Origin of the sequence: Amycolatopsis albidoflavus, from assembly GCF_039525725.1 — a bacterium.
Classification (GTDB): Bacteria; Actinomycetota; Actinomycetes; order Mycobacteriales; family Pseudonocardiaceae; genus Amycolatopsis; species Amycolatopsis albidoflava.
This window is the reverse complement of the sequence record NZ_BAAAHV010000012.1, coordinates 322,062-341,265: the sequence shown is the minus strand read 5'-3', so window position 1 is coordinate 341,265 and position 19,204 is coordinate 322,062. Positions and strand designations below refer to the sequence as shown.

17 protein-coding genes are annotated in these 19,204 nt (G+C 69.6%); 6 read left to right on the top strand and 11 right to left on the bottom strand.

The window, feature by feature from the left end:
- Positions 1 to 24 precede the first annotated feature (24 nt).
- The 4 genes from ABD156_RS20060 to ABD156_RS20045 form a co-directional block, all read right to left on the bottom strand.
- Positions 25 to 1,029 (bottom strand): hypothetical protein, encoded by a 1,005-nt coding sequence (locus ABD156_RS20060; RefSeq protein ID WP_344275454.1) that lies wholly within the window; start codon positions 1,027 to 1,029, stop codon positions 25 to 27.
- Between the two features lie 46 nt (positions 1,030 to 1,075).
- Complete coding sequence (locus ABD156_RS20055; RefSeq protein ID WP_344275451.1) at positions 1,076 to 2,734, bottom strand: beta-ketoacyl reductase; 1,659 nt, start codon at positions 2,732 to 2,734, stop codon at positions 1,076 to 1,078.
- A 268-nt stretch (positions 2,735 to 3,002) separates the two neighbouring features.
- Entirely contained in the window at positions 3,003 to 3,602 is a 600-nt protein-coding gene (locus ABD156_RS20050) for a P-loop nucleotide/nucleoside kinase family protein (RefSeq protein ID WP_344275448.1), read from the bottom strand.
- 10 nt (positions 3,603 to 3,612) lie between these two features.
- Positions 3,613 to 4,434 (bottom strand): MBL fold metallo-hydrolase, encoded by an 822-nt coding sequence (locus tag ABD156_RS20045; RefSeq protein WP_344275445.1) that lies wholly within the window; start codon positions 4,432 to 4,434, stop codon positions 3,613 to 3,615.
- Between the two features lie 101 nt (positions 4,435 to 4,535).
- Between ABD156_RS20045 and ABD156_RS20040 the strand changes: the two genes are divergently transcribed.
- Positions 4,536 to 4,970: a MarR family winged helix-turn-helix transcriptional regulator gene (locus ABD156_RS20040; RefSeq protein ID WP_344275442.1), complete on the top strand. Its 435-nt coding sequence runs from the start codon at positions 4,536 to 4,538 to the stop codon at positions 4,968 to 4,970.
- Here the strand turns inward: ABD156_RS20040 and ABD156_RS20035 are convergent.
- A complete protein-coding gene (locus ABD156_RS20035) occupies positions 4,894 to 5,532 on the bottom strand; it encodes a TetR/AcrR family transcriptional regulator (RefSeq protein ID WP_344275439.1) in 639 nt (212 codons plus the stop codon). The two genes, ABD156_RS20040 and ABD156_RS20035, sit on opposite strands and share 77 nt — an antisense overlap.
- Positions 5,533 to 5,624: 92 nt before the next feature.
- On the opposite strand from ABD156_RS20035, the gene ABD156_RS20030 reads away from it, so the two are divergent.
- The gene (locus ABD156_RS20030) at positions 5,625 to 6,686 is read left to right on the top strand and encodes a Gfo/Idh/MocA family protein (RefSeq protein WP_344275436.1); all 1,062 of its coding nucleotides are present in this window, start codon (positions 5,625 to 5,627) and stop codon (positions 6,684 to 6,686) included.
- Positions 6,687 to 6,826: 140 nt separating this feature from the next.
- Here the strand turns inward: ABD156_RS20030 and ABD156_RS20025 are convergent, their stop codons facing one another.
- Positions 6,827 to 7,816, bottom strand: a complete 990-nt coding sequence (locus ABD156_RS20025; protein ID WP_344275434.1) for a malate dehydrogenase — start codon at positions 7,814 to 7,816, stop codon at positions 6,827 to 6,829.
- Between the two features lie 565 nt (positions 7,817 to 8,381).
- Here ABD156_RS20025 and ABD156_RS20020 point away from each other — a divergent pair.
- Positions 8,382 to 9,020 (top strand): DUF4360 domain-containing protein, encoded by a 639-nt coding sequence (locus ABD156_RS20020; RefSeq protein WP_344275432.1) that lies wholly within the window; start codon positions 8,382 to 8,384, stop codon positions 9,018 to 9,020.
- A 38-nt stretch (positions 9,021 to 9,058) separates the two neighbouring features.
- On the opposite strand, the gene ABD156_RS20015 is transcribed toward ABD156_RS20020, so the two are convergent.
- Positions 9,059 to 9,496 carry a MarR family winged helix-turn-helix transcriptional regulator gene (locus ABD156_RS20015; protein WP_344275429.1) on the bottom strand — a complete coding sequence of 146 codons (438 nt, stop codon included), beginning with the start codon at positions 9,494 to 9,496 and terminating at the stop codon, positions 9,059 to 9,061.
- Positions 9,497 to 9,598: 102 nt separating this feature from the next.
- On the opposite strand from ABD156_RS20015, the gene ABD156_RS20010 reads away from it, so the two are divergent.
- Entirely contained in the window at positions 9,599 to 9,985 is a 387-nt protein-coding gene (locus tag ABD156_RS20010) for a nuclear transport factor 2 family protein (protein ID WP_344277615.1), read from the top strand.
- Positions 9,986 to 10,188: 203 nt separating this feature from the next.
- Here ABD156_RS20010 and ABD156_RS20005 read toward each other — a convergent pair whose 3' ends face one another.
- Complete coding sequence (locus ABD156_RS20005; RefSeq protein WP_344275426.1) at positions 10,189 to 11,961, bottom strand: protein kinase family protein; 1,773 nt, start codon at positions 11,959 to 11,961, stop codon at positions 10,189 to 10,191.
- Between the two features lie 128 nt (positions 11,962 to 12,089).
- Between ABD156_RS20005 and ABD156_RS20000 the strand changes: the two genes are divergently transcribed.
- A complete protein-coding gene (locus tag ABD156_RS20000; protein ID WP_344275424.1) occupies positions 12,090 to 13,037 on the top strand; it encodes an aldo/keto reductase in 948 nt (315 codons plus the stop codon).
- A 1-nt stretch (position 13,038) separates the two neighbouring features.
- On the opposite strand, the gene ABD156_RS19995 is transcribed toward ABD156_RS20000, so the two are convergent.
- From ABD156_RS19995 to ABD156_RS19985, 3 genes are read right to left on the bottom strand one after another with little or no spacing between them, the layout of a single operon-like run.
- Complete coding sequence (locus tag ABD156_RS19995) at positions 13,039 to 15,126, bottom strand: FUSC family protein (RefSeq protein ID WP_344275421.1); 2,088 nt, start codon at positions 15,124 to 15,126, stop codon at positions 13,039 to 13,041.
- Entirely contained in the window at positions 15,123 to 18,212 is a 3,090-nt protein-coding gene (locus ABD156_RS19990; RefSeq protein WP_344275418.1) for a GH92 family glycosyl hydrolase, read from the bottom strand. Before ABD156_RS19990 ends, ABD156_RS19995 begins: the two co-directional genes overlap by 4 nt.
- A gap of 39 nt (positions 18,213 to 18,251) precedes the next feature.
- Positions 18,252 to 18,650: a GNAT family N-acetyltransferase gene (locus ABD156_RS19985; RefSeq protein ID WP_344275415.1), complete on the bottom strand. Its 399-nt coding sequence runs from the start codon at positions 18,648 to 18,650 to the stop codon at positions 18,252 to 18,254.
- A 56-nt stretch (positions 18,651 to 18,706) separates the two neighbouring features.
- Between ABD156_RS19985 and ABD156_RS19980 the strand changes: the two genes are divergently transcribed.
- Positions 18,707 to 19,165, top strand: coding sequence for a hypothetical protein (locus ABD156_RS19980; protein ID WP_344275412.1), 459 nt, complete (start codon positions 18,707 to 18,709; stop codon positions 19,163 to 19,165).
- The last annotated feature ends 39 nt before the right edge of the window (positions 19,166 to 19,204 follow it).

Below are 19,204 nucleotides of genomic sequence, written 5' to 3'. Positions count from 1 at the left end.
GGCTCTGGTTCACAGCACAAGAACTCAATGACGGCCGAGGGCCGAGACCAGGCCGCGGTACAGCCAGTACATCGGCTTCGGGGCGTAGTCGTCGGTCATCAGGCCGAAGTTGTCGAACGGGCTGGGGGAGCCGGTGACGTCGTCGCGCAGGTCGAACATCTCGTAGCTGGCCACGTTTTCCGTGACGCGGTCCTGGTTGACCGCCAGGATTTCGGTGGTGAGCGCGCGGGCCTGGTCCGCGGGCGTGCGCTCGGCGGTGTGCGTCGCCCAGCCGTTCTCCGACACGCGGATCGGCACGTCGCGGCCGAGGCCGGCGATCGGCATCTCCTGGGTGCGGACGTTGTGCAGGGTCTGGTGGACGAATCCGGCGAGGTCGGACTGCGGCGGGATGCCGGGCAGCCCGGCGTCCGGGTAGAGGTCGATGCCGACGAAACCGACCGAGCGGCTGAACTCGGCGCCGCCGAGTTGCGCGAGGTGCTGCCAGAACTGGGTGAACGGCTTGGTGAAGGCGACCTCGTCGAAGCCGATCTGCAGCCGGTCGAACCCGTCGCGGTCGGCCGTCTTCTTGCCGGCGATCACACCCTGCACCAGGGCGGTGTCGCCGTTCGGCTGGGGCAGCACGTTCTGTTCGAGGGTCACCGAGATCGTGTCGGCGACCGGGCCGTAGCGGTGCACCGTGTTCTCCACGCAGGTCTGCCATTCCGGCATGCTTTCGCCGGAGTAGCTGAGCACCACGTCCAGCCGGCGGCCCGGGGCGAGGTACTGCGTTTCGTCGTCGGGGAAGGCGCTGCCGCAGCCGCGGTAGTCGCGGAGCAGGAACGGCTGGCGTCCGGATTGCAGCTGCGCCAGCGCTTTCCGGATCTTCGCCGGATCGTCGGGTTTGCCGGTGGTCGAACCGCCTCCCGCGTATCCGCCGGGGTAGATGCCGAAGGTCAGGGGCGAGGTCGTGGCGTCGGCGGCGGCAGGGGCGAGCACGGAGAATCCCGCGACGAGGGCGGCGGCCGCGGCAGCGGTCCGGATCTTGTTCATGGGATCGAGTATTGCGGCGCACCGGGAACGGACCCGATGACGGATGTCATCTTCCGGCCGGGGTATTCGTCAGCAGTCTCGGGAAGGTTCCTTCCGGCGGGCAAGTCTCTGCGGCGCGCGGCGCGGCCGGAACGGGGCCGGGGCCGATAACGACCGGTTCTTCGCTGCCGAGGGCGGCGTCGAAGACGGCGGGATCCCAACGGCCCCACGCGATCGACACGGCTGGCAGGCCTTTCGCGCGCCGGTGTACGGCGAGGGCGTCGAGGAACCGGCTGGCGGCGGCGTAGTTCGCTTGTCCGGCTTCGCCGAGGGCTCCAGCGACGGAGGAGAAAAGCACGAACGCCGACAACGGCAGGTGTTTGGTGGCTTCGTGGAGAATCCAGGCGGAGTCGGCTTTCGCGCGCAGCACCGGGTCGAGGCGTTCAGGGGTCTGCTCCGGGAGGACAGCGTCATCGAAGACGGCGGCGCAGTGGATCACGGCGGTCAGCGGCGGGTTGCAGGAAGCGATGAGGCTTTCGACCTGGCCCGGGGCGGCGACGTCGATGGCTGCGATGCGGACGTCCGCGTCGAGGTCCTGGAGATGCTCGGCGTTGGGCGCGGCGGGGCCGCTGCGGCTCGCCAGCACGAGGTGCCGGACGCCGTGCTCGGCGACGAGGTGCTCGGCCAGCAGCGCACCGATTCTTCCGGTGCCGCCGGTGATGAGGACGGTGCCGGACGGAGCGACGGGCCGGGCGGTTCGGACTGTGGCCGGGCGGATCCGGAAGGCGTGCGGGACTCCGTCGCGGAGGGCGAGCTGGGGTTCGGTGTTGCCGCCGACGAGGTCGAGGATCTCGGCGACGGGCGTCGGTGCGTCGAGGTCGACGGCGGTGATCTCGCCTGGGTATTCGGCGGCTGCCGCGATGACCAAGCCCCAGACCGCGGCGTTCACCGGGCCGGATCCAGCGGTGGTGACGACGAGCCGGTCTTCGCGGTTTTGCAGTGCGCGCAGGGTGTGGGCGGTGAGGGAGTGGAGGTCGGTGCTGGCCGGGATTTCGAGGATTTCGGCTGCGCCGGGCTTGGCCGGGACCGGGACCCACTCAGCGCGGTAAAGGATGGTTTCGCCGGGCAGGTCGACCTGCCGGGCACCGCTGCCGGAGAAGACCGCGTTCCAGGCAACCGGGATGCCCGCGATGTACAGCCGCCCGACCTCGGCGAGGAGGTCTTGAACGGAGGCCGGCGTGAGGTCCAGGACAAGGCTGGTGTCGTCCCAGGGCTGCTTGGTCACCCGGGCGACCGCCTCGGGGCAGAGACCCCAGGATTCCAGCAGACGGCACAGCGCGGCCTGGAAAGCGAAGAGACGGTCGTGGTAGTCGCCGAACATCGCGTCGAAGGTCTCGGCGAACAGCGGAAACCGTTGTGTGAACTCGGTTTCCCTGCCGGGCGCGAGTTTGCTGCCGCAGGAGACGAAGGTCAGCCGGGGATGTCCGGACACCGGTTTCCCGGCCGTTTCGCCGCTCGCGACTGCTTCCAGGGCCGCTCGATCCCCAGCCAGGACCAGGACGCGGTGCGCCAGCGGAGCGCGGGTCGCGAGGCTGTAGGCGAGGTCGAGGTCGGACGCCGTGCTGTCGAGAAGGCCCGCGGCGAGGGCGCGCAGGGCGACGCTGTCGGTCGCGCTGAGCAGCCAGGGTGGCGCGGGGAAGTCCGTGCGGGCGGAGGGTTCGGGCATGGGAGTCTCTTCCGGAGGGACGTGCGCGGGAAACGGGTCTAGGAATGCCGGGCCGTCGAAGCGGAAGAGCGGTGCGATTCCGGTGGGCTGTCCGCTGCGGCGAAGCGGGATAGCGCTGGAATCAGCCGCGATTTCCGGAACAGCCGTGGACTCGAATCCAGCCCGCGGGTGCACCCTGGCCTCGGCGAGGGTGCACGCGGTCCGCCCGGTGAACGGCGGCCGGACCGCGTCGGCTCTGTGTCCTGGCACTCCTCGACATATACCGCGCTCAGGCCGGGCTGGGCGGCGGGTTTCCCGTTTGGTCCCCGTTCCGTGCACTCGGTGCCTCCGCCGCTGCTCGGCGGGCAACAATTGCCGCGACCCGCGTGCACGTTTCGTCCGGGTCGAGGTGTTCGGTGTCCAGCACTGTGCACTGTGGACGGAGCGGGAGGTACTCCGCGACGTGGTCGTGGATCCGGTCGAGCAGCACCGGTCCGCCCAATTCGGCCATCGCGTCGGCGGCGGCGTGGTCGCCGCGCGCGGCGAACCGGGCCTTCGCCTGCGGCCGAGGCGCGGTGAGCATGATCTCGACGTACTCGCCGCCGGCCGCGCGGGCTGCCTCCTCGAACCGCTCGGCCTGCTCGACGCGCGTGACCAGCTGCGGCATGACCACGTCGTATCCGGCCCGCAGATGCGTTTCCGCCATGGCGAGCGCGAGCCGTCGCGCGGCGGGGAGCGTGCCCCAGAACGCGGTCCGCCAGCCGCCGATCATCGTCACCACCTGGTCGGCCTCCAGGGCGAGCACACCGGGGTGGAGATCGGCGTAGCACCGCGCGACGGTGGACTTCCCGATGCCGGACGGGCCGTTGAGGTGGATCAGCCGGGCCATCCCGCCGAGCCTAGCGGTCGAGCGGATGCCAGCGGCCGTCGCGGACGTGCCCGAAGACGACGTCGGCGAAGTGGTTCCCGAAGCCGATCGTGCCGGGCTCGGCGAGTTCGGCGACGAGCTTCCGGCGGTGGCTGGCGGCCTCGACCGGATCGTGGTCGTACACGCAGGACCAGTCGGGATTTTCGATCTGCACCGGGGAATGGACCGCGTCGCCGAACGCGATCAGCCGCTGCCCGCCGGCCGCGATGACGTACTCGGCGTGTCCTGGAGTGTGCCCGGCCGCGAAGCGAACCTGTACGCCGGGAAACACCTCCTCGCCGTCTTGGACCGTGCGGACCCGCGGAGCCAGCGCATCGATCTCTGCGGACGCCTCGCGCTGCGCCCATTCCGGCTCCGGCACCAGAAATGCGGCCTGGGTGAACGCTGCGGGCTGCGATGCCCAGCCGATGTGGTCCGAGTGCAAGTGCGTCAACGCCACTGCCTCGATGTCTTCCGGCTTTCGCCCGAGCGCAGCCAGATTGTCGAGCAATGCGCCTCCGTACAGGACGCCATTCGGTGCGCCCGGCTCGGCGGGCACCGACTGCGGCCCGAATCCGGCGTCGATCAGCAACGCCCGGCCGTCGCGTTCCACGAGGAGTCCGCCGATGCTGGCGACGAGGTAGCCGTCGTCGTCCAAGTACTCCGGACGTTCGGCCCAGGTCTCGGCAGTGCTGGCGGGCAGCCACAGCCGCGGATTCCCTTGCGCAGCCCCGTCCGGCACGAAGGACACCTTCGTCTCGCCCAGGTGCACGGTCTGGAGCAGCGCGGGCCGGCGCAGTCGGTCGTCGAGCACGGTTTCGTTCCCTTCCCTCGGTCTTCCCCGACCATAAGCATCAAGCTAGAAACATTCAAGCTTTAAATATTCTGACTTGATGGAGTTGCTAGGATGGCGCCATGACGGAACCTCAGGCGATCGCCGAACGGGAGCTGTGCGGCCTGGTGAACGGGCTGGCGCAGCAGATCGCCGACCACGTCCGCGAGCGCGCGGTGACGCTGGGGCTGACCGCCGCGCAGGCGACCGCGCTGCGTGAGCTGACCGGCCCGATGACCATGCGCGAACTCGCCGAGCGGATGAGCTGCGAGCCGTCGAACGCCACCTTCGTCGTCGACAAGCTGGAGAAACAAGGCCTGATCGAGCGTCGCGCGCACCCGACCGACCGGCGCGCCAAGCATCTCGTCCTGACCGCGGACGGCGCGGCGTTGCGGGAGCGGCTGCTCGAACTGCTGACCCGGGATTCGCCGCTGGCCGGGCTCAATCCGAAGGAACAGCGGGTGCTGCAGGGGCTTCTGGAGCAAGCGATCGTGCCGGGCGCAGGCCGTCGAGGATGATGCGGAGATTCCGCCGCCACTGGTCGTCGCCCGGGACAAGCCCGATCGTGTGGCCGGGCGGGATCGCGGTGGCGAGGGCGAACGGGACGTCCCGCCAGTCGAGGTCGGAGCGGAGCACGCCTGCTTTTTGGGCGCGCTGAACGAGTTGCCGCATCGCCCGCCGCAGCCGGGTGATGCGTGGCTCCAGGTCAAGCCGTTCGCCGCGGCCGGACAGCGCGTCGTGCAGTCCGCAGCTGGACGCGCGTAGCTGGACGTAGCTCTCCGCGAACTCGGCGAATCCCTGCCACGCGTCGGGGGAGTCGAGGGCGTGTGCGGCGCGTTCGGTCATCTCGTCGATGGTGTCGGTGAGGATCGCCGCCAGAAGGGCGTCCAGCGACGGCACGCGCCGATACAGCGTGCCGAGGCCGACGCCCGCGCGCTGCGCGATGTCGCGCGTCGTGACCGCGAGCCCGAGTTCGTCCAGTGCCTCGCGGGTGGCCGCGACCAGCCGCTCGACGTTGCGTTGGGCGTCCGCGCGCGGTCGGCCTTGGGCGAGCAGTGCTGCGACGGCGGAGTCCGGCATTCCCGCAGTCTAAACCAAGCGGGTCACACTGTTCCGCTTCTGGTAGCTTGGCAGAACCGGAACACTGTGACCCGCTTACTGGAGGTGGGGACTTGACCAAGCCGATCGGCGTCGGAATCCTCGGCGCGAACCCGGACCGAGGGTGGGCCGGGCGGGCGCACATTCCCGCGATCGCCGCGTCGCCTGACTTCTCTCTCGCCGCGGTCGCGACGACTCGCACCAGCAGCGCGGAAGAAGCTCGCACCCGCTTCGGTGCGCGGCACGCCTTCACCGATGCCCGAAGTCTTGCCGAGCATCCGGACGTTGACCTGGTTGTCGTCACGGTGAAAGTGCCCGCGCATGTGGAGCTGGTGACGGCCGCGCTGGAGGCGGGCAAACACGTCTACTGCGAGTGGCCGTTGACGGCGACCGCGGAGGAAGCCGCCGCGCTGGCTGCCGCGGGGGAGCGGGCCGGGGTGCACACGGCGGTGGGTCTGCAGGCGCGGTTCTCGCCGGCCATCCGCCGAGCCCGGGAGATGATCGCCGAGATCGGCGCGGTGCAGTCCGCGGCCGTGTACAGCTCGCGCAGCAAGGGAAACACGCGTGACGTCCCTGGCTGGACGGCTTACACCTACGACCGTCGGGCCGGGGCGGGGCTGGTCGAAGTCCTCGGCGGGCACACGCTGGATCTGGTGCAGCACCTGCTCGGGCCGATCCGGGAGCTGACCGCCAGGACCGCGATCCGCAACGGCTCGCATCGCGTCGCCGAGACGGGGGAGCCGATCGAGGTTACGGCGCCGGACCATTTCCTCGCGCACGCCGAACTCGACGGCGGGGCAGTGGTGTCCGTTCATCTGCACGACGGGGAGGCGGCGACACCCCGGACGCGGATCGAGATCCTGGGCGCCGAAGGGGATCTCGCGCTGACTTCCGCGCCGGAGGCCGATCCGTGGGCGGCGCAGCTGCAGATCGGCAGGCTGGAGCTGCGCTTGTCGCGCCCGGAGAGTCCGGAGTGGACGGTGGTTCCGGTGAGCGAGGCCGGCGAATCGCCGATCCAGGCGGCGAACGTGGGCCGGGTCTACGAACAGCTGGCGGCGGATCTTCGCGACGGCACGCGGACGGTGCCCGACTTCGGCGTCGCCCGCCGTCTGCACGAACTACTCTCAACTGTATAACGACCTATACGGCGGGCGGTCTGTAAAGACAGAACCGTCGCGAGACACCTCAGCGAACCCGCTACTCCAGACCTCGCAAAGACGTCAAGAACGAACGATGGCCGCCCCGAAACCGGGGCGGCCATCGCGGAAAACGAACCTCAGATCAGGCCCAGCTTGCGGACCGCGTCGCGCTCCTCGGCCAGTTCGGCCACGGAGGCGTCGATGCGCGGGCGGGAGAACTCGTCGATCTCCAGGCCCTGCACGATCTCGTACTTGCCGTCCTTCGCGGTGACCGGGAAGGAGGAGATGAGGCCTTCCGGGACGCCGTAGGAGCCGTCGGAGACGACGCCGGCCGAGGTCCAGTCGCCCTCGGCGGTGCCGTTGACCCAGGTGTAGACGTGGTCGATCGCGGCCGACGCGGCGGACGCGGCGGAGGAGAGGCCGCGGGCCTCGATGATCGCGGCGCCGCGCTTGGCGACGGTCGGGATGAAGGTGTCGGCGAGCCACGCCTGGTCGTTGATGGTCTCGGCGACGTTCTTGCCGTTGACCTCGGCGTGCTGCACCGACGGGTACTGCGTGGCCGAGTGGTTGCCCCAGATCGTGACCTTCTTCAGGTCGGTCACGGCCACGTTCAGCTTCTTGGCCAGCTGGGCCAGCGCGCGGTTGTGGTCGAGGCGGGTCATCGCGGTGAAGCGCTCGGCGGGCACGTCGGGGGCGTGCGACTGGGCGATCAGGGCGTTGGTGTTGGCCGGGTTGCCGACCACCAGCACGCGGATGTCGTCGGCCGCGCCGGCGTTGATCGCCTCGCCCTGGGGCTTGAAGATGCCGCCGTTGGCCTCGAGCAGGTCGCCGCGCTCCATGCCCTTGCTGCGGGGGCGGGCCCCGACCAGAAGGCCGATGTTCGTGCCGGAGAAGGCCTGCTTCGGGTCGTCGAAGATGTCGATGCCGGCCAGCAGCGGGAACGCGCCGTCGTCCAGTTCCATCGCGGTGCCCTCAGCCGCCTTGACCGCCTGGGGGATCTCCAGGAGCCGCAGCTTCACCGGGGTGTCGGCGCCGAGCAGCTGACCGGACGCGATGCGGAACAGCAGCGCGTAGCCGATCTGGCCGGCCGCACCGGTGACGGTGACGTTGACAGGGGCTTGGGTCATTGCGCTTCTCCAGCTTGAGACGACTTTGGCTAGTACCGAGGATGCTAGCCCTACTGGCGGGCGCCGTCCGGGTGCGTCCAGTCACGGTAGTCAAGGTCACGTTCGCGGGCCGGTGCGAGCTGTCTGTCATCCGCCTTAAGTCGCGCGCCGAAGGGCGTAACTTAAGATCACGATCTCGTTGCGGGCGGCGCGGACCCGATGCCGCGGAGTTCGGTAGCGGGGCACGTGGTGGGCTGTGGTGCGGGCGCGAGCCGCCGAATCGCGCCGGAAGCCAGGGCCGGCGCGCAGTGCGGGGCGAGGCTTGAACTGTCCCAATTGCCCCGGTTTTCGGGCGTATTTTCGCCGGGTTGTCCGGACCAGCCGGGTCCGGTGGTTCTGCGTCGTGTATTTTTCTATCTTTTTTGTTGATTCGTCAATTGTCCATAATAGCTTTTGTCAACGGTTTGTTAACACGTTGCTGTGCGCAGCTAAGCAGTTACGTTGCTCCATTCAGTGGGACTCGGTGAGTAGTTCTCGCGCTACCCTGTCGAAACCCCCCACCCCCGGAAGTAATGGGAAGGAACCCATGCTTACCACAATGGCCGCTGCGCTTTTGGCGCTCTCTTCGACTATTACCCCGCATTCCTGGCCGCAGAATCCTCCGCCGGACAAAATTATCATCGACGTCGCGACCGTGAACGGGACCGGCTGCCCGCCGGACACGGCCGCGGTATCGGTTTCGGCGGACAACACGGCTTTCACCGTCACCTACAGCCAATACACCGCCCAGGTGGGCGTCGGCGCGCAGCCGACGGACTTCCGCAAGAACTGCCAGATCGGCCTGCGCGTGCACGTGCCGCAGGGCTTCACGTACGGAATCGCTTCGGCGGACTACCGCGGATTCGGGCACCTCGAAAAGGGTGCGTACGGCGTGGAACGCGCGAACTACTATTTCCAGGGAAATTCGCCGACCGCGTACGAGACGCATCGGCTGGACGGATTCTACGACAATGACTGGCAGTTCTCGGATCAGACTGACATCGACGCGATTATCTATGAACCGTGCGGCCAGGAACGCAACCTGAACATCAACACGGAATTGCGGGCGTACGCTGGCTCTTCGGACCCGGCAAAGACGACGAGCTTCCTGACGATGGACTCGACGGACGGCAGCGTCCAGACAGTTTACCACTTCGCCTGGAAGCAGTGCCCGTCAACTCGGTAGCTGTGCGGACTCGGGCCCGTGAGCGCTTCCTCGGACGCTCACGGGTCCGTCTGCGTCACGTTTTCCGTGAGCCTGCCCAGCAATGCGGCCAGTGTCGCGATCTCGTCGTCGGTGAACCCGTGGCGCATCCGCTTGTCGTGCGCGATCGCGGCGTCGGCGAGGCGGTGGAAGGTCCGTTCGCCGTATTCGGTCAGCTCGACCTGGTGCACGCGCCGGTTTTCCGGGTCGCGGGTGCGGGTGAGCAGGCCGGCGGTCTCCATGCCGTTGAGGTGGTGGGTGAGGGTCGCGCCCTGGATGCCGACGGCGTCGGCGAGTTCGCGCTGGCTGGCGTGCCGGCGGGTTTTGAGCGCGATGAGGATCTGCCAGACCGGTTGCGATCCGCCGACCTCGGCCAGTGCGCGGTCGAACGCCTGGCCCGCGGTCTTGGCGGTGCGGGCGAGGAGGACACCGAGCGGGGGCGTGGCGGGTCGGGGCACGGGGAGACGGTACCGCAGGTTCGTCGAACTCTAACCGTTTGACGACGAACGATTAGATGTCTAACGTTTGTGGTGTCTCATCAACGGGCGCTGGAGGGCATCATGGACACCGCGGAGATCGCTGAACTGGGCAAACGCTGGGCCGCCGCCGAGGTCGCGGGCGACACGGACACGCTGGGCGGCATGGTCGCCGACGAATTCCGGCTCGTCGGGCCGCTCGGATTCGTGCTGGACCGGGAGCAGTGGCTGGGCCGCTACCAGTCCGGCGCGCTGGCGACGTTGCGGCTGGATTGGCGTGATGTCGAGGTGCGCGTGCACGGGGACACGGCGATCGCGATCGGCGTGCACGATCAGGAAGCGACTCATCAGGGGAACCGCGTCGACGGCACGTTCCGGGCGACGCATGTGCTTGTCCGCGGCGAAGGCGGGTGGCGGATCGCGGGGATGCACCTCAGTCCGATGGGTGAGCCGCCTGCTTTTGCCCGCTGATCTGGGGGTGGCAATGCGTGGTGCGCCGGGAGAGGTGTGACGGAGCACCGCAATCTCGCGTCGTTGGGCGCAGTTCGCCTCGTTGGAGAGCCCTGCGATGGGCGGGCGCGGAGGTGCGGTCCGTGGGCGGCACCTTCACGGACCGGCGGCGGCCGCCCCGCGGTGTTCGCTCGCTGTGGCAGCGGTTCCGGATCGGGACGGGGTCAGGGTTTTCGCCACAAGTGGACGGTCGTGTCCGCTGTCGAACCGGACGTGGTGGCGAGGGTTTTGCCGTCCGGGCTGACCGCGACGTTGAGGATTCCGGGGAGACCGGCTCCGTCCTGCTTGCCGTCGAGGTCTCGGATCGTGACGGTGCCCGTCGCGATCGCGACGAGGTGTTGGTCGTCCAGTCCGGGGACAGCCATGATGAGGAAGGCCTCTTTCATCTCTCCGTTTCCGGGATCCTGGGACAGGGAAAAGACCGGGCGGATCTCCTGGTGCGTGGCGGTGTCCCACTGCCGCACCTTCGGCGCTGAGCCGGTCGTGCCGCCGGAGGTGGTGATCAGCGTCCGGCCGTCGGGCCGGAAGGCGAAGCAGCAGATCTGCTCGGTTTCGGCGAAGACGATCGGGTTTCCCTTCATCCGGAGCGAAGCCGTGTCCCACAGGCTGAGCTGACTCGTGTGGGCGGAGTGGCCGTCCCACTGGTAGACGGCGAGGGTGCGGCCGTCGGGACTGAACTCCGAGCTCCGGAAGGCGGCCGGTGTTTCGATGCTGCCGATGCGGGTGCGGTCGGCGACCCGCCACAGGTCGAGCCTGCGCGGGGAGTCCATCGGCACCGCCGCGACGCCGCCGTCGGAGCTGAGCGCGGGCCAGGCGCCGTCGCGGTCGATGTTGTCGAGCACGAGGGGTTCGCCGATTTCCCGGCCGGTTCGCGGGTCCCAGGTTTGCGCCGTGAACTGCTTCTCTTTGACCCGCGAGGCGACGAGGGCGCTGCCGTCGGGGCGGAATGCCAGACCGGCCACGCCCGCGTTGGGGAAGGGGCCGAGGCGCGGGCCGACCGGTTTGCGGGTCGCGACGTCGAGGACGTCGAGGGTGAAGTCGGTGTTCGCCGTGGCCAGCAGCCGGCTGTCGTGGCTGAACTTGAGGAACTGCGGATGTCCGTGTGCGGTGAGGAAGCCGGATTCGACGAGCGGCGGCTGGGGTGCGGGAGGAGGTGCGGGAGTTCCCGGCCAGGCGAGCCAGACGGCCAGCCCGGCGATCACCAGGGCGAGCGCGCCGATCAGGATTCCCCGGCGCGGCACCGGACGTCGCGGAGGCGTCGGGGTTTCCGAGACCTGGTAGATCACTGAGTCGTCCGGTGGCATCGGCTGGCCGTCGAGGAACTGGGCCAGTTCGGCGGTGCGCTCGGCGATGAGCTTCTCGACAGCGGGCGGCCACGGCTCGGCCGACGGCCCGATTGCTTCGAGGAGTTCGGCGGCGGTGGGCCGGTCGGCCGGGTTTTCCGCGAGACACGGGCGGAGCGCCTCGGGAAGCGCGGACTGCGCGGCGAGAAGCGTGCCGAGCGCGAACAGGTCGTCGGCCGGGTCGTCGCCGGTTGCGCGGGCGATGAGCCTTGCTCCGCTGCTGGTGAGCCGGACGTGCGACGGTGTCAGTTGTCCGTGCGCGAGTCCGGCGCTGTGGAGCTGGGTCAAGTCGGCCGCGATTCCGGCGGCCAGCCGGAGCACCGCCGGTTCGGGCAGCGTGTCGCCCACGTCCCGCAGCGAGGGGCCGGGCACGAACTCTTGCGCCCACCAAGGCAGGGCCGCGTCCGGATCGGCCTCGAGCACCGCGCTCAACGCCGCGGCTTCGGCGGATTGCCGGTTCGCCAGCGTGAGCGAGACCAGCCGGTCGTCCGGCCCGCTGCCGAGCAGCACCCGGGTCGTCTCGTCCCGAGTCACCTCCGCGAGCACCCGGTACTGCCCGATCCAGAGCGGATCGTCGACGGCCGGTCTTCTCATCAGCTGCCTCCCCAGAAAGCTGTCCGAGAAGGAAGATCTTGCCAGCTGCGCGGCCGGGCCCGGTACGGGCGGGCAGAGTTTCCCGCCGTCGCGGGCATTCCCGGGGCGGGGAGTGCTTGAATGCGATCATGGTCGCACTTCGCACTCTGGGCTCATCCGACCTCGCCGTCTCCCCGCTGTGCCTCGGCGGGAACGTGTTCGGCTGGACCGCCGACGAAACGGCGTCGTTCGCGGTGCTGGACGCCTACGCCGAGGCGGGCGGGAACTTCCTCGACACCGCCGATTCGTACATCTATCAGTTCCCGGGCAACGAGCCCGGGCAGTCCGAGACGATCATCGCCAGGTGGCTCGCCGCGCGCGGCAACCGGGACGACGTGGTGGTCGCGACGAAGGTCGGGGACAGCCCGCAGTTCAAGGGGCTCGCTCCGGCGAACATCAAGGCCGCGGCCGAGGAATCGCTGCGGCGGCTGGGGACCGACCGGATCGACCTGTACTACACGCATTTCGACGACGAGTCCGTTCCGGTCGGGGACATCGTCGCCGCGCTCGACGAGCTGGTGAAGGAAGGCAAGGTCCGCGCGATCGCGACGTCGAACATCAGCCCGGAACGGCTCGCCGCGTCGCTGGAGTTCTCCGACCGCGAGGGGCTGGCGAAGTATGTCGCGCTGCAGCCGAAGTACAACCTCGTCGCGCGGGAGTACGAGAGCGAGCGGCGGGGGATCGTGGAGCGGCACGGGCTGGCCTGCGTCCCGTATTTCGGTCTGGCGTCGGGGTTCCTGACCGGCAAGTACCGGCCCGGCCAGCAGGTGGACAACATCCGCAACATGCCCGGTCTCGCGGGCGGCTACGCGGACACCGAGCACGGCGTGAAGGTGCTGGCGGCGCTGGAGGAGGTCGCGAAGGCGCGCGGCGCGGAGATGCCGACGGTCGCGCTGGCCTGGCTCGCGCAGCAGCCGACGGTGGCCGCGCCGATCGCGTCCGCGCGCACGGTCGAGCAGGTTCCGGCGCTGGTCGCGATGCAGGACGTGGAGCTGAACGACGACGAGCTGCGGATCCTCGACGCCGCCTCCGCGTAGGTCAGCTGTGGCGCGGCGGGTCCTGCGCGCCGACGCCCAGCACGCGGCCGAGCGCGATGAGTCCCTCGTCGAGGTGGCTCATGCTGGACAGCACCGCGCGGGTTTCGGCCTCGTCGATCCGGTCGGCGACCGGGGTGCCGTCGTCGCGGACGAGCTTGCGCAGCCGCGTGCTTCCCGGGTTGCTGACCGCTTCGTGCACGAGGTCGACGTTCGCGATGATCCGGCCGGCGAACTGGTCCAATCGTTCCGAGACCGGGCCGGCGAGCTGGCCGGGCTGCGCGCGGGCGGCCACGTGCCGGGCGCGGAAGGCGATGCCCTCCAACGTGGTCAGGACGTGCCAGCCGTAGTCGCGGCGGGCGCTGCGCAGGTTGATCGGGTGGGTGAGCGGTTCGATCGTCAGCCGCACCTGCTCGACCGCCTTGTCCAGGTCGCGGGACATCTCGATGATGTTCACGTTCTCCCGGCCGGACAGCAGCGTCGCCGCGGATTCGACGAACTCGTGCAGTTCGTCCAGCGCGATGGCGATGTCGTCGAGCATCACCGCGCGGGTGCGGACCGGCAGCACCACCACGGCGGCGAGCAGCCCGCACGCCGCGCCGACCGCGGTTTCGGCGACGCGGATCCACAGCACTTCGATGCTGAACGTGCCGAGCAGGCTGTAGAGCAAGCCGAGCATGCTCGTCACGAAGAACGCCATCAGGAACTGCGAAACCCGCGCGGTGTAGACCATGCCGAAGACGCAGACCAGCAGCAGCGCGAGGATCGCCGGCGTGTTGCCGCTGACCAGCAGCGCGAGCGCGACGCCGCCGACGATCCCCAGCAGCGTCCCGCCGGTGCGGCGCATGCCTTTCACGAACCGCGCGCCGGCGCTGGACGTGCCGATGAAAACGACGAACACCGTCAGCACCGCCCAATACCAGCGTTGCGGCGAGATCAGCTGCCCGGCCAGGACGGCGAGCCCGCCGCCCAGCACGGCCTGGATCGCGCCGCGCGTCTGGTTGTCGTAGGCGAACGCCTTGGTCGGTTCGTCTTCCTCGTCCTCTTCGACGGGGAAGTCCACTCCTTCCTGGAGGCTGGCGATGCGCTGCGCCCGGTCGTCCGCCACGGCCAGTTCGGCGATCGCACGGCGGACTCCGTCGCCGGGGTGCGCGCGTTCGTCGATCCGGCTGCCTTCCACGAGCATCCGGCTGTACTCGCCGGTCTGGCTGATCAGCGGCAGATCGCGCGGATCGCGTTCCATCAGCGACCGGAACCGGGACAGCCGCGCCACGAGATCGTCCGCGACGCCCTCGGGCAACGGCTGCGAGCACGTCCGCCGCACAGTGATGACCAGCCACTGCACGGCCAGCTCCACCTCGATGACCCGGCGGCGCAGCTGGTCGGCGCGGCGGTCGTCGACCACGTCGGGCGCGTGGTCCTCGATCAGCAGGACCACCTCGTGCAGCCGTTCCACCGAGGTGCGGATCTGCCGGTTGCTGCGATCCGAACCGCCGGAGGAGATGTATGCCTCGGTCGCGCGCACCGCGGCGCCGAGCCGTGCGCGGAACGCCTGCCGGTAGCGGATCAGCTCGCTTTCGGCGTTGCGGCGCAAGAGAAGGAACCGCACGACAGCGTTCGCGGCGACACCGATCGCCAGCGCGATCAGGAGGTGCGGCACCTGTGCGAGGTGCGCCTGCAGGAACATCGGGAAGAAGAACAGGAAGAACGCCATCGACCCGAGCGCGATGCCGCGCGCGCCGAACCGCTGCACGTACACCGCTACGAAGATCAGCAGCACGAACACGACGCTGTCGAGCGGCGCGTAGGCGGAGCCGAAACAGGCGGCGGTGATCGACGCGGCCCCGACCACGAGCGCCAGCAGCAGCGTGACGGCCTGGCCGCCGCTGGTCGCGTCGTTGACGGTGAAGGCGCTCATCATCGCCGCGATGGCCGCGACGAGCGTGGTGGTGAGCGGGAAATGCAGCGGCTGCATCGCGAGGACCGCGATCACGATGCCGAGCACCGCCGACGCGGCGAGCCGCAGCCGGACGAGACCGGGGTCGGCGGCCGCCAGCCGGTCGAGGAAGGCGTTGCGTACGTCGGTGATCATCGGGCCAGCAGCTCCCACTGGGCGAGGGCGACGCGCCGCCGGGTCGAGGCGCGGACCCGCAGCCGGTAGTGCCGGCACGCGGCAGGATCGGAGAGCGCGAACGGCCGGGTCTGGCGCCGCCAGCGGAACACTTCGCCGGAGCGTTCGTCCAGGGTCCGCCACTGGTGTCCGTCGTCGGAGCCTTCGAGCACCCAGTCCCGCGGATCGCCCGCGCTGGCGCCGGAGGTGAGCGTGTAGAGGACGACTTCGCGCGGTTCGCCTTCGGTGGTGAAGGAGATGGTGGGCCTGGGCGTGCGGAAGACGGCCTGGGTGCGGCTGGTGTTGTCGGTCAAAGCGGCGAGCCCGGTGCCGGTCAGGTCGCTGAGCGGCGCGGGGGCGACCGGGGCGACCGGTTCTGCGCCCCAATCACCGGGCTCGGCGCGGACGTCGAACTCCAGCACCGCGCCGCGCGCGAGGACCGCGTGCGCGAGGGTGGCCGAAGGGTGCGGTTCGCCGTCGACAGTCAGACCGTGCACGTACGGCGTGTCGGCTTCGCTGTCGGCGCTCGCGGCGCGGGGTGCTCGGATCACCAGGTCCTTTCCGTTCTCGAGGTGCACGGTGGCGGAGCGGAACAGCGGCGCGCACACCGCGTACCGCGGGCTGCCGACGGTCAACGGGTAGAGACCGAGGGCGGTGAAGACATACCAGGCCGACATTTCGCCGTTGTCCTCGTCCCCGGGATAGCCCTGGCCGAGTTCGCTGCCGAGGTAGAGCCGGCGCAACACCTCGCGGACGGTGCGCTGCAGTTTCGCCTGCGCTCCGGCGAAGGCGTAGACGAACGGGATGTGGTGCGAGGGCTGGTTGGAATGCCCGTATTGGCCCATCCGCACGTCGCGAGCCTCGGTCATTTCGTGGATCCGGCCGCCCTGTCCGGTCTCCGGAGTCCGGAAGAACTCGTCGAGTTTCGCCTCGAGAGCTTTGCCGCCGCCGTGGAGCGCGGCGAGGCCGGGGCCGTCGTGCGGCACGGAGAACGCGGTGTTCCAGCCGTTGGTCTCCACGTAATCCGGGCCCCACACCGTGGGGTCAAATCCTTCAGCCGAGTGCCGCCAGCCGCCGTCGAGAGCGCGGCCCTGGAAGAAGCCGATCCGCGCGTCGAAGTGGTTGGCGTAGTGCTGGGCGCGCTGACGGAAGTAGACGGCGTTGTCGGCGAACCGGCGGGCTCGCGCGCCGCCGCTTTCCCGGGCGAGCGCGTCGGACAGATTGGCCAGGCCGAAGTCGTTGAGGCAGCCTTCGAGCGCCCAGGACAGGCCGCCGCGCGTCGAGGCCGGGGTGTAGCCGAGGAACGCGGAGCGGTCGAGTCCCTTGCGGCCGACGCCCGCGCGCGGCGGGGTGACGGTGGCGTTCTTGAGCGCTGCGTCGTAGGCGGCTTCGACGTCGAAGTTCGTGACGCCTTTCAGGTACGCGTCGGCGAACGCGACGTCGGAGCTGGTGCCGGTCATCAGGTCGGCGTAGCCGGGGGAGGACCACCGGGAGATCCAGCCGCCTTCGCGGTACTGCTGCACGAAGCCGTCGATCATCCGGCCGCACTGGCGCGGCGCGAGCAGCGCGTACGCGGGCCAGACGGTGCGGTAGGTGTCCCAGAAGCCGTTGTTGACGTACAGCTCGCCGTCGACGACCTTCGCGCCGGTGCGCCGCCGCGTGCTCGGCCGGAGACTCCGCACGACCGGGCTCGCGTGCCGGATGCCGCGCGGGGTGTTCTCGTGCGCGACGTTCGGGTACAGGAACATGCGGTAGAGGCAGGAGTAGAAGGTGGTCAGCTCGTCCTCGGACGCGCCTTCCAGTTCGACCCGCCCGAGCACCTCCTGCCAGCGTTCCCGGGCGTTGTCTCGCACCTCGTCGAACGTCGTGCCCGCCGGGATTTCCAGCGTCAGGTTCCGTTTCGCCTGCGCGAGACTGATCAGCGACGTCGCGATCCGCAGCGTCACCTCCGGCGCGGCGAACTCCAGGCTCCCGGTCACCGTCCGCCAGAACGGCCGCCGGATCCGCCCGCCTCCGACCGGGCGTTGATCAGCCTCGGCGTACACGAACATCCGCCGCGCGCCGGTCGACAGCCCGCTCCGCACCCACGTGTGCCCGGTGACGACCCCGCGTTCGGCGTCGATCCGGAGACCGCCGCGGTTGCGGGCGTTGTCGAACAGCACCCAGCCGCGGCCGTCGGGGAAGGCGAACCGGAACATCGCCGCGTGCTCGGACGGTGCGACTTCGGCGGTGATGCCCGTGCGAAACCGCACCCGGTAATGGTGCGGCCGGTCGGTCTCGTCGTCGTGGCCGAACGCCAGCGAACGCCGCACGCGGTCCAGCTCGACCGGTCCGGCGCCGGGCATCAGGTGGAAAGTGTGCCGGTCGCCCATCCACGGACTCGGCTGATGACTGAGCCCGAACGCCTGCAGCCGCGGCTCGTTCCGCGCGTCGTTGTGCCGGTGGTAGGAGTAGAACCAGTTCAGCGCCCGGGCGTCGGTGACCGGGGTCCAGAAGTTGAACCCGTGCGGGACCGCGGTGGCCGGGAAGGTGTTGCCGCGCGAGAACTCGCTGCCGGAATGCGTGCCGCGAGTGGTGCGGACCCAGTCGACCGGGTCGTTGTGCTGCGGCGGATGCTCGGCGATCCGGACGTCGTCCAGCCAGCCCGTCGCGTCGGAGCCTGCCGTCAGCAGGATCCGCCGCACCCTTCGTCCCGCGAACGCTTTCAGCGGACGGCGCACCAGGTTCCACTGGTCGACGCAGAGTTTCTTCGGCTCGGGGGAGAACCCGGCGCGGCTGCCGTCGTCGAACTCGACGTCGAGCGCCACGTGCGTGCTGCGATAGCTCGGGACCGGACCGTCGGAGGCGGGGAAGACCACATACGACAGTGCACTGTGGTCAGTGACCGGAACGTCCACCTCGAACAGCGTCACGGGCGGCCCGGCCTGGTAGCGCAAGGCTTTCGCCCCGGTGAACCCGACACCGGTCTTCGCGGTCGGCGACCGCCGCGGCCCGCTGTCCACCCGCGCCCCCGCGAGCGGCTGCGGATCGCCCGCTTCGAACGAGGAGAAGAACGCAGCCGTGGTCACGGCCCCCACGGTAATCGCTCCCGCACCGGCGGTGCCGGATCAGCTCGCGGTGAGCCGGATCAACCCCGCGTCGGTGGACGTGAACCCGCAGGCTCCGAAGTAGAACGGGCGGAGATGCGGCTCGAAGTCCACGTGCAGCCACTCGCAACCCGCGTCCGTCGCGGCGTCGCGCGCCCGGCGGACGAGTTCGGTGCCGATGCCGCGGTGCTGCCAGTCCGCGTGGACCTTCGGGTCGAGCAGGAACGCGTGGTCCGCGCCGTCCCAGGCCAGGTTCGCGAAGCCGACCAGTTCGGTGCCGTCGTGCGCGCTGACCCAGCCGAGACTGTGGTGCTTCGCGCGGTCCCACCAGCCGGATTCGGCGTGGCCGCCGTGGGCTTCGGTGAGGGTGACCAGTTGGGCGTCGGTGAGGGTGGCGCGCCAGGAGTAGTTGATCTTCATGGGCCGACGCTCCCATGGGCCCGGGCGCGGGAGCCAGCCAATAAACTGGCGCGGCGATGAAACACGTCAGAGTGGAAGCGACCGGGACGGGCAACTACCTCGATCCTCGCGCGTATCTCGGCCTGCTGCCCACACTCTCGGCCGAGCGTCCTCCCGGCGCGCGAGCATTCGCCGCCGACCCGGACCACTACGACTTCCACGGCCCGCGGTGCGTCAAGGACCTCGTGCTCGACACGCTGCAGCACGGAACCGCGGACGGCGAGGATTGGCTGCAGCTCGGCTTCCGGCACAACTGCTGGAAACACGAAGAAGACCTGAGCATCCGCTACGTCGGGCTCAGCACCCTCACGCCCGACCCGGCCGACTGGACCGGCTTCGGCCCGGTCACGCTGGACGAAATCCTGCCCTGCGTACACGGCTGCAGCCACGAGATCGGCTTCATCGGCGGAGCCCTCACGGTCGTCAGCCGCGACTTGACCGCGACCTGGACCGAAGCCGACTGCCCGGACAACTAGCCGCCCCGCCGATACGCCGCAGGCCAGGAACCCGGAACG

What these genes read in the sequence shown, in the direction of transcription:
- ABD156_RS20000 (WP_344275424.1), top strand. Translation starts at nt 12,090, where the DNA reads ATGGTCGCACTTCGCACTCTGGGCTCATCCGACCTCGCCGTCTCCCCG.
- ABD156_RS20055 (WP_344275451.1), bottom strand. Translation starts at nt 2,734, where the DNA reads ATGCCCGAACCCTCCGCCCGCACGGACTTCCCCGCGCCACCCTGGCTG.
- ABD156_RS20020 (WP_344275432.1), top strand. Translation starts at nt 8,382, where the DNA reads ATGCTTACCACAATGGCCGCTGCGCTTTTGGCGCTCTCTTCGACTATT.
- ABD156_RS20050 (WP_344275448.1), bottom strand. Translation starts at nt 3,602, where the DNA reads ATGGCCCGGCTGATCCACCTCAACGGCCCGTCCGGCATCGGGAAGTCC.
- ABD156_RS19980 (WP_344275412.1), top strand. Translation starts at nt 18,707, where the DNA reads ATGAAACACGTCAGAGTGGAAGCGACCGGGACGGGCAACTACCTCGAT.
- ABD156_RS20040 (WP_344275442.1), top strand. Translation starts at nt 4,536, where the DNA reads ATGACGGAACCTCAGGCGATCGCCGAACGGGAGCTGTGCGGCCTGGTG.
- ABD156_RS20060 (WP_344275454.1), bottom strand. Translation starts at nt 1,029, where the DNA reads ATGAACAAGATCCGGACCGCTGCCGCGGCCGCCGCCCTCGTCGCGGGA.
- ABD156_RS19985 (WP_344275415.1), bottom strand. Translation starts at nt 18,650, where the DNA reads ATGAAGATCAACTACTCCTGGCGCGCCACCCTCACCGACGCCCAACTG.
- ABD156_RS20010 (WP_344277615.1), top strand. Translation starts at nt 9,599, where the DNA reads ATGGACACCGCGGAGATCGCTGAACTGGGCAAACGCTGGGCCGCCGCC.
- ABD156_RS20025 (WP_344275434.1), bottom strand. Translation starts at nt 7,816, where the DNA reads ATGACCCAAGCCCCTGTCAACGTCACCGTCACCGGTGCGGCCGGCCAG.
- ABD156_RS20005 (WP_344275426.1), bottom strand. Translation starts at nt 11,961, where the DNA reads ATGAGAAGACCGGCCGTCGACGATCCGCTCTGGATCGGGCAGTACCGG.
- ABD156_RS20035 (WP_344275439.1), bottom strand. Translation starts at nt 5,532, where the DNA reads ATGCCGGACTCCGCCGTCGCAGCACTGCTCGCCCAAGGCCGACCGCGC.
- ABD156_RS19995 (WP_344275421.1), bottom strand. Translation starts at nt 15,126, where the DNA reads ATGATCACCGACGTACGCAACGCCTTCCTCGACCGGCTGGCGGCCGCC.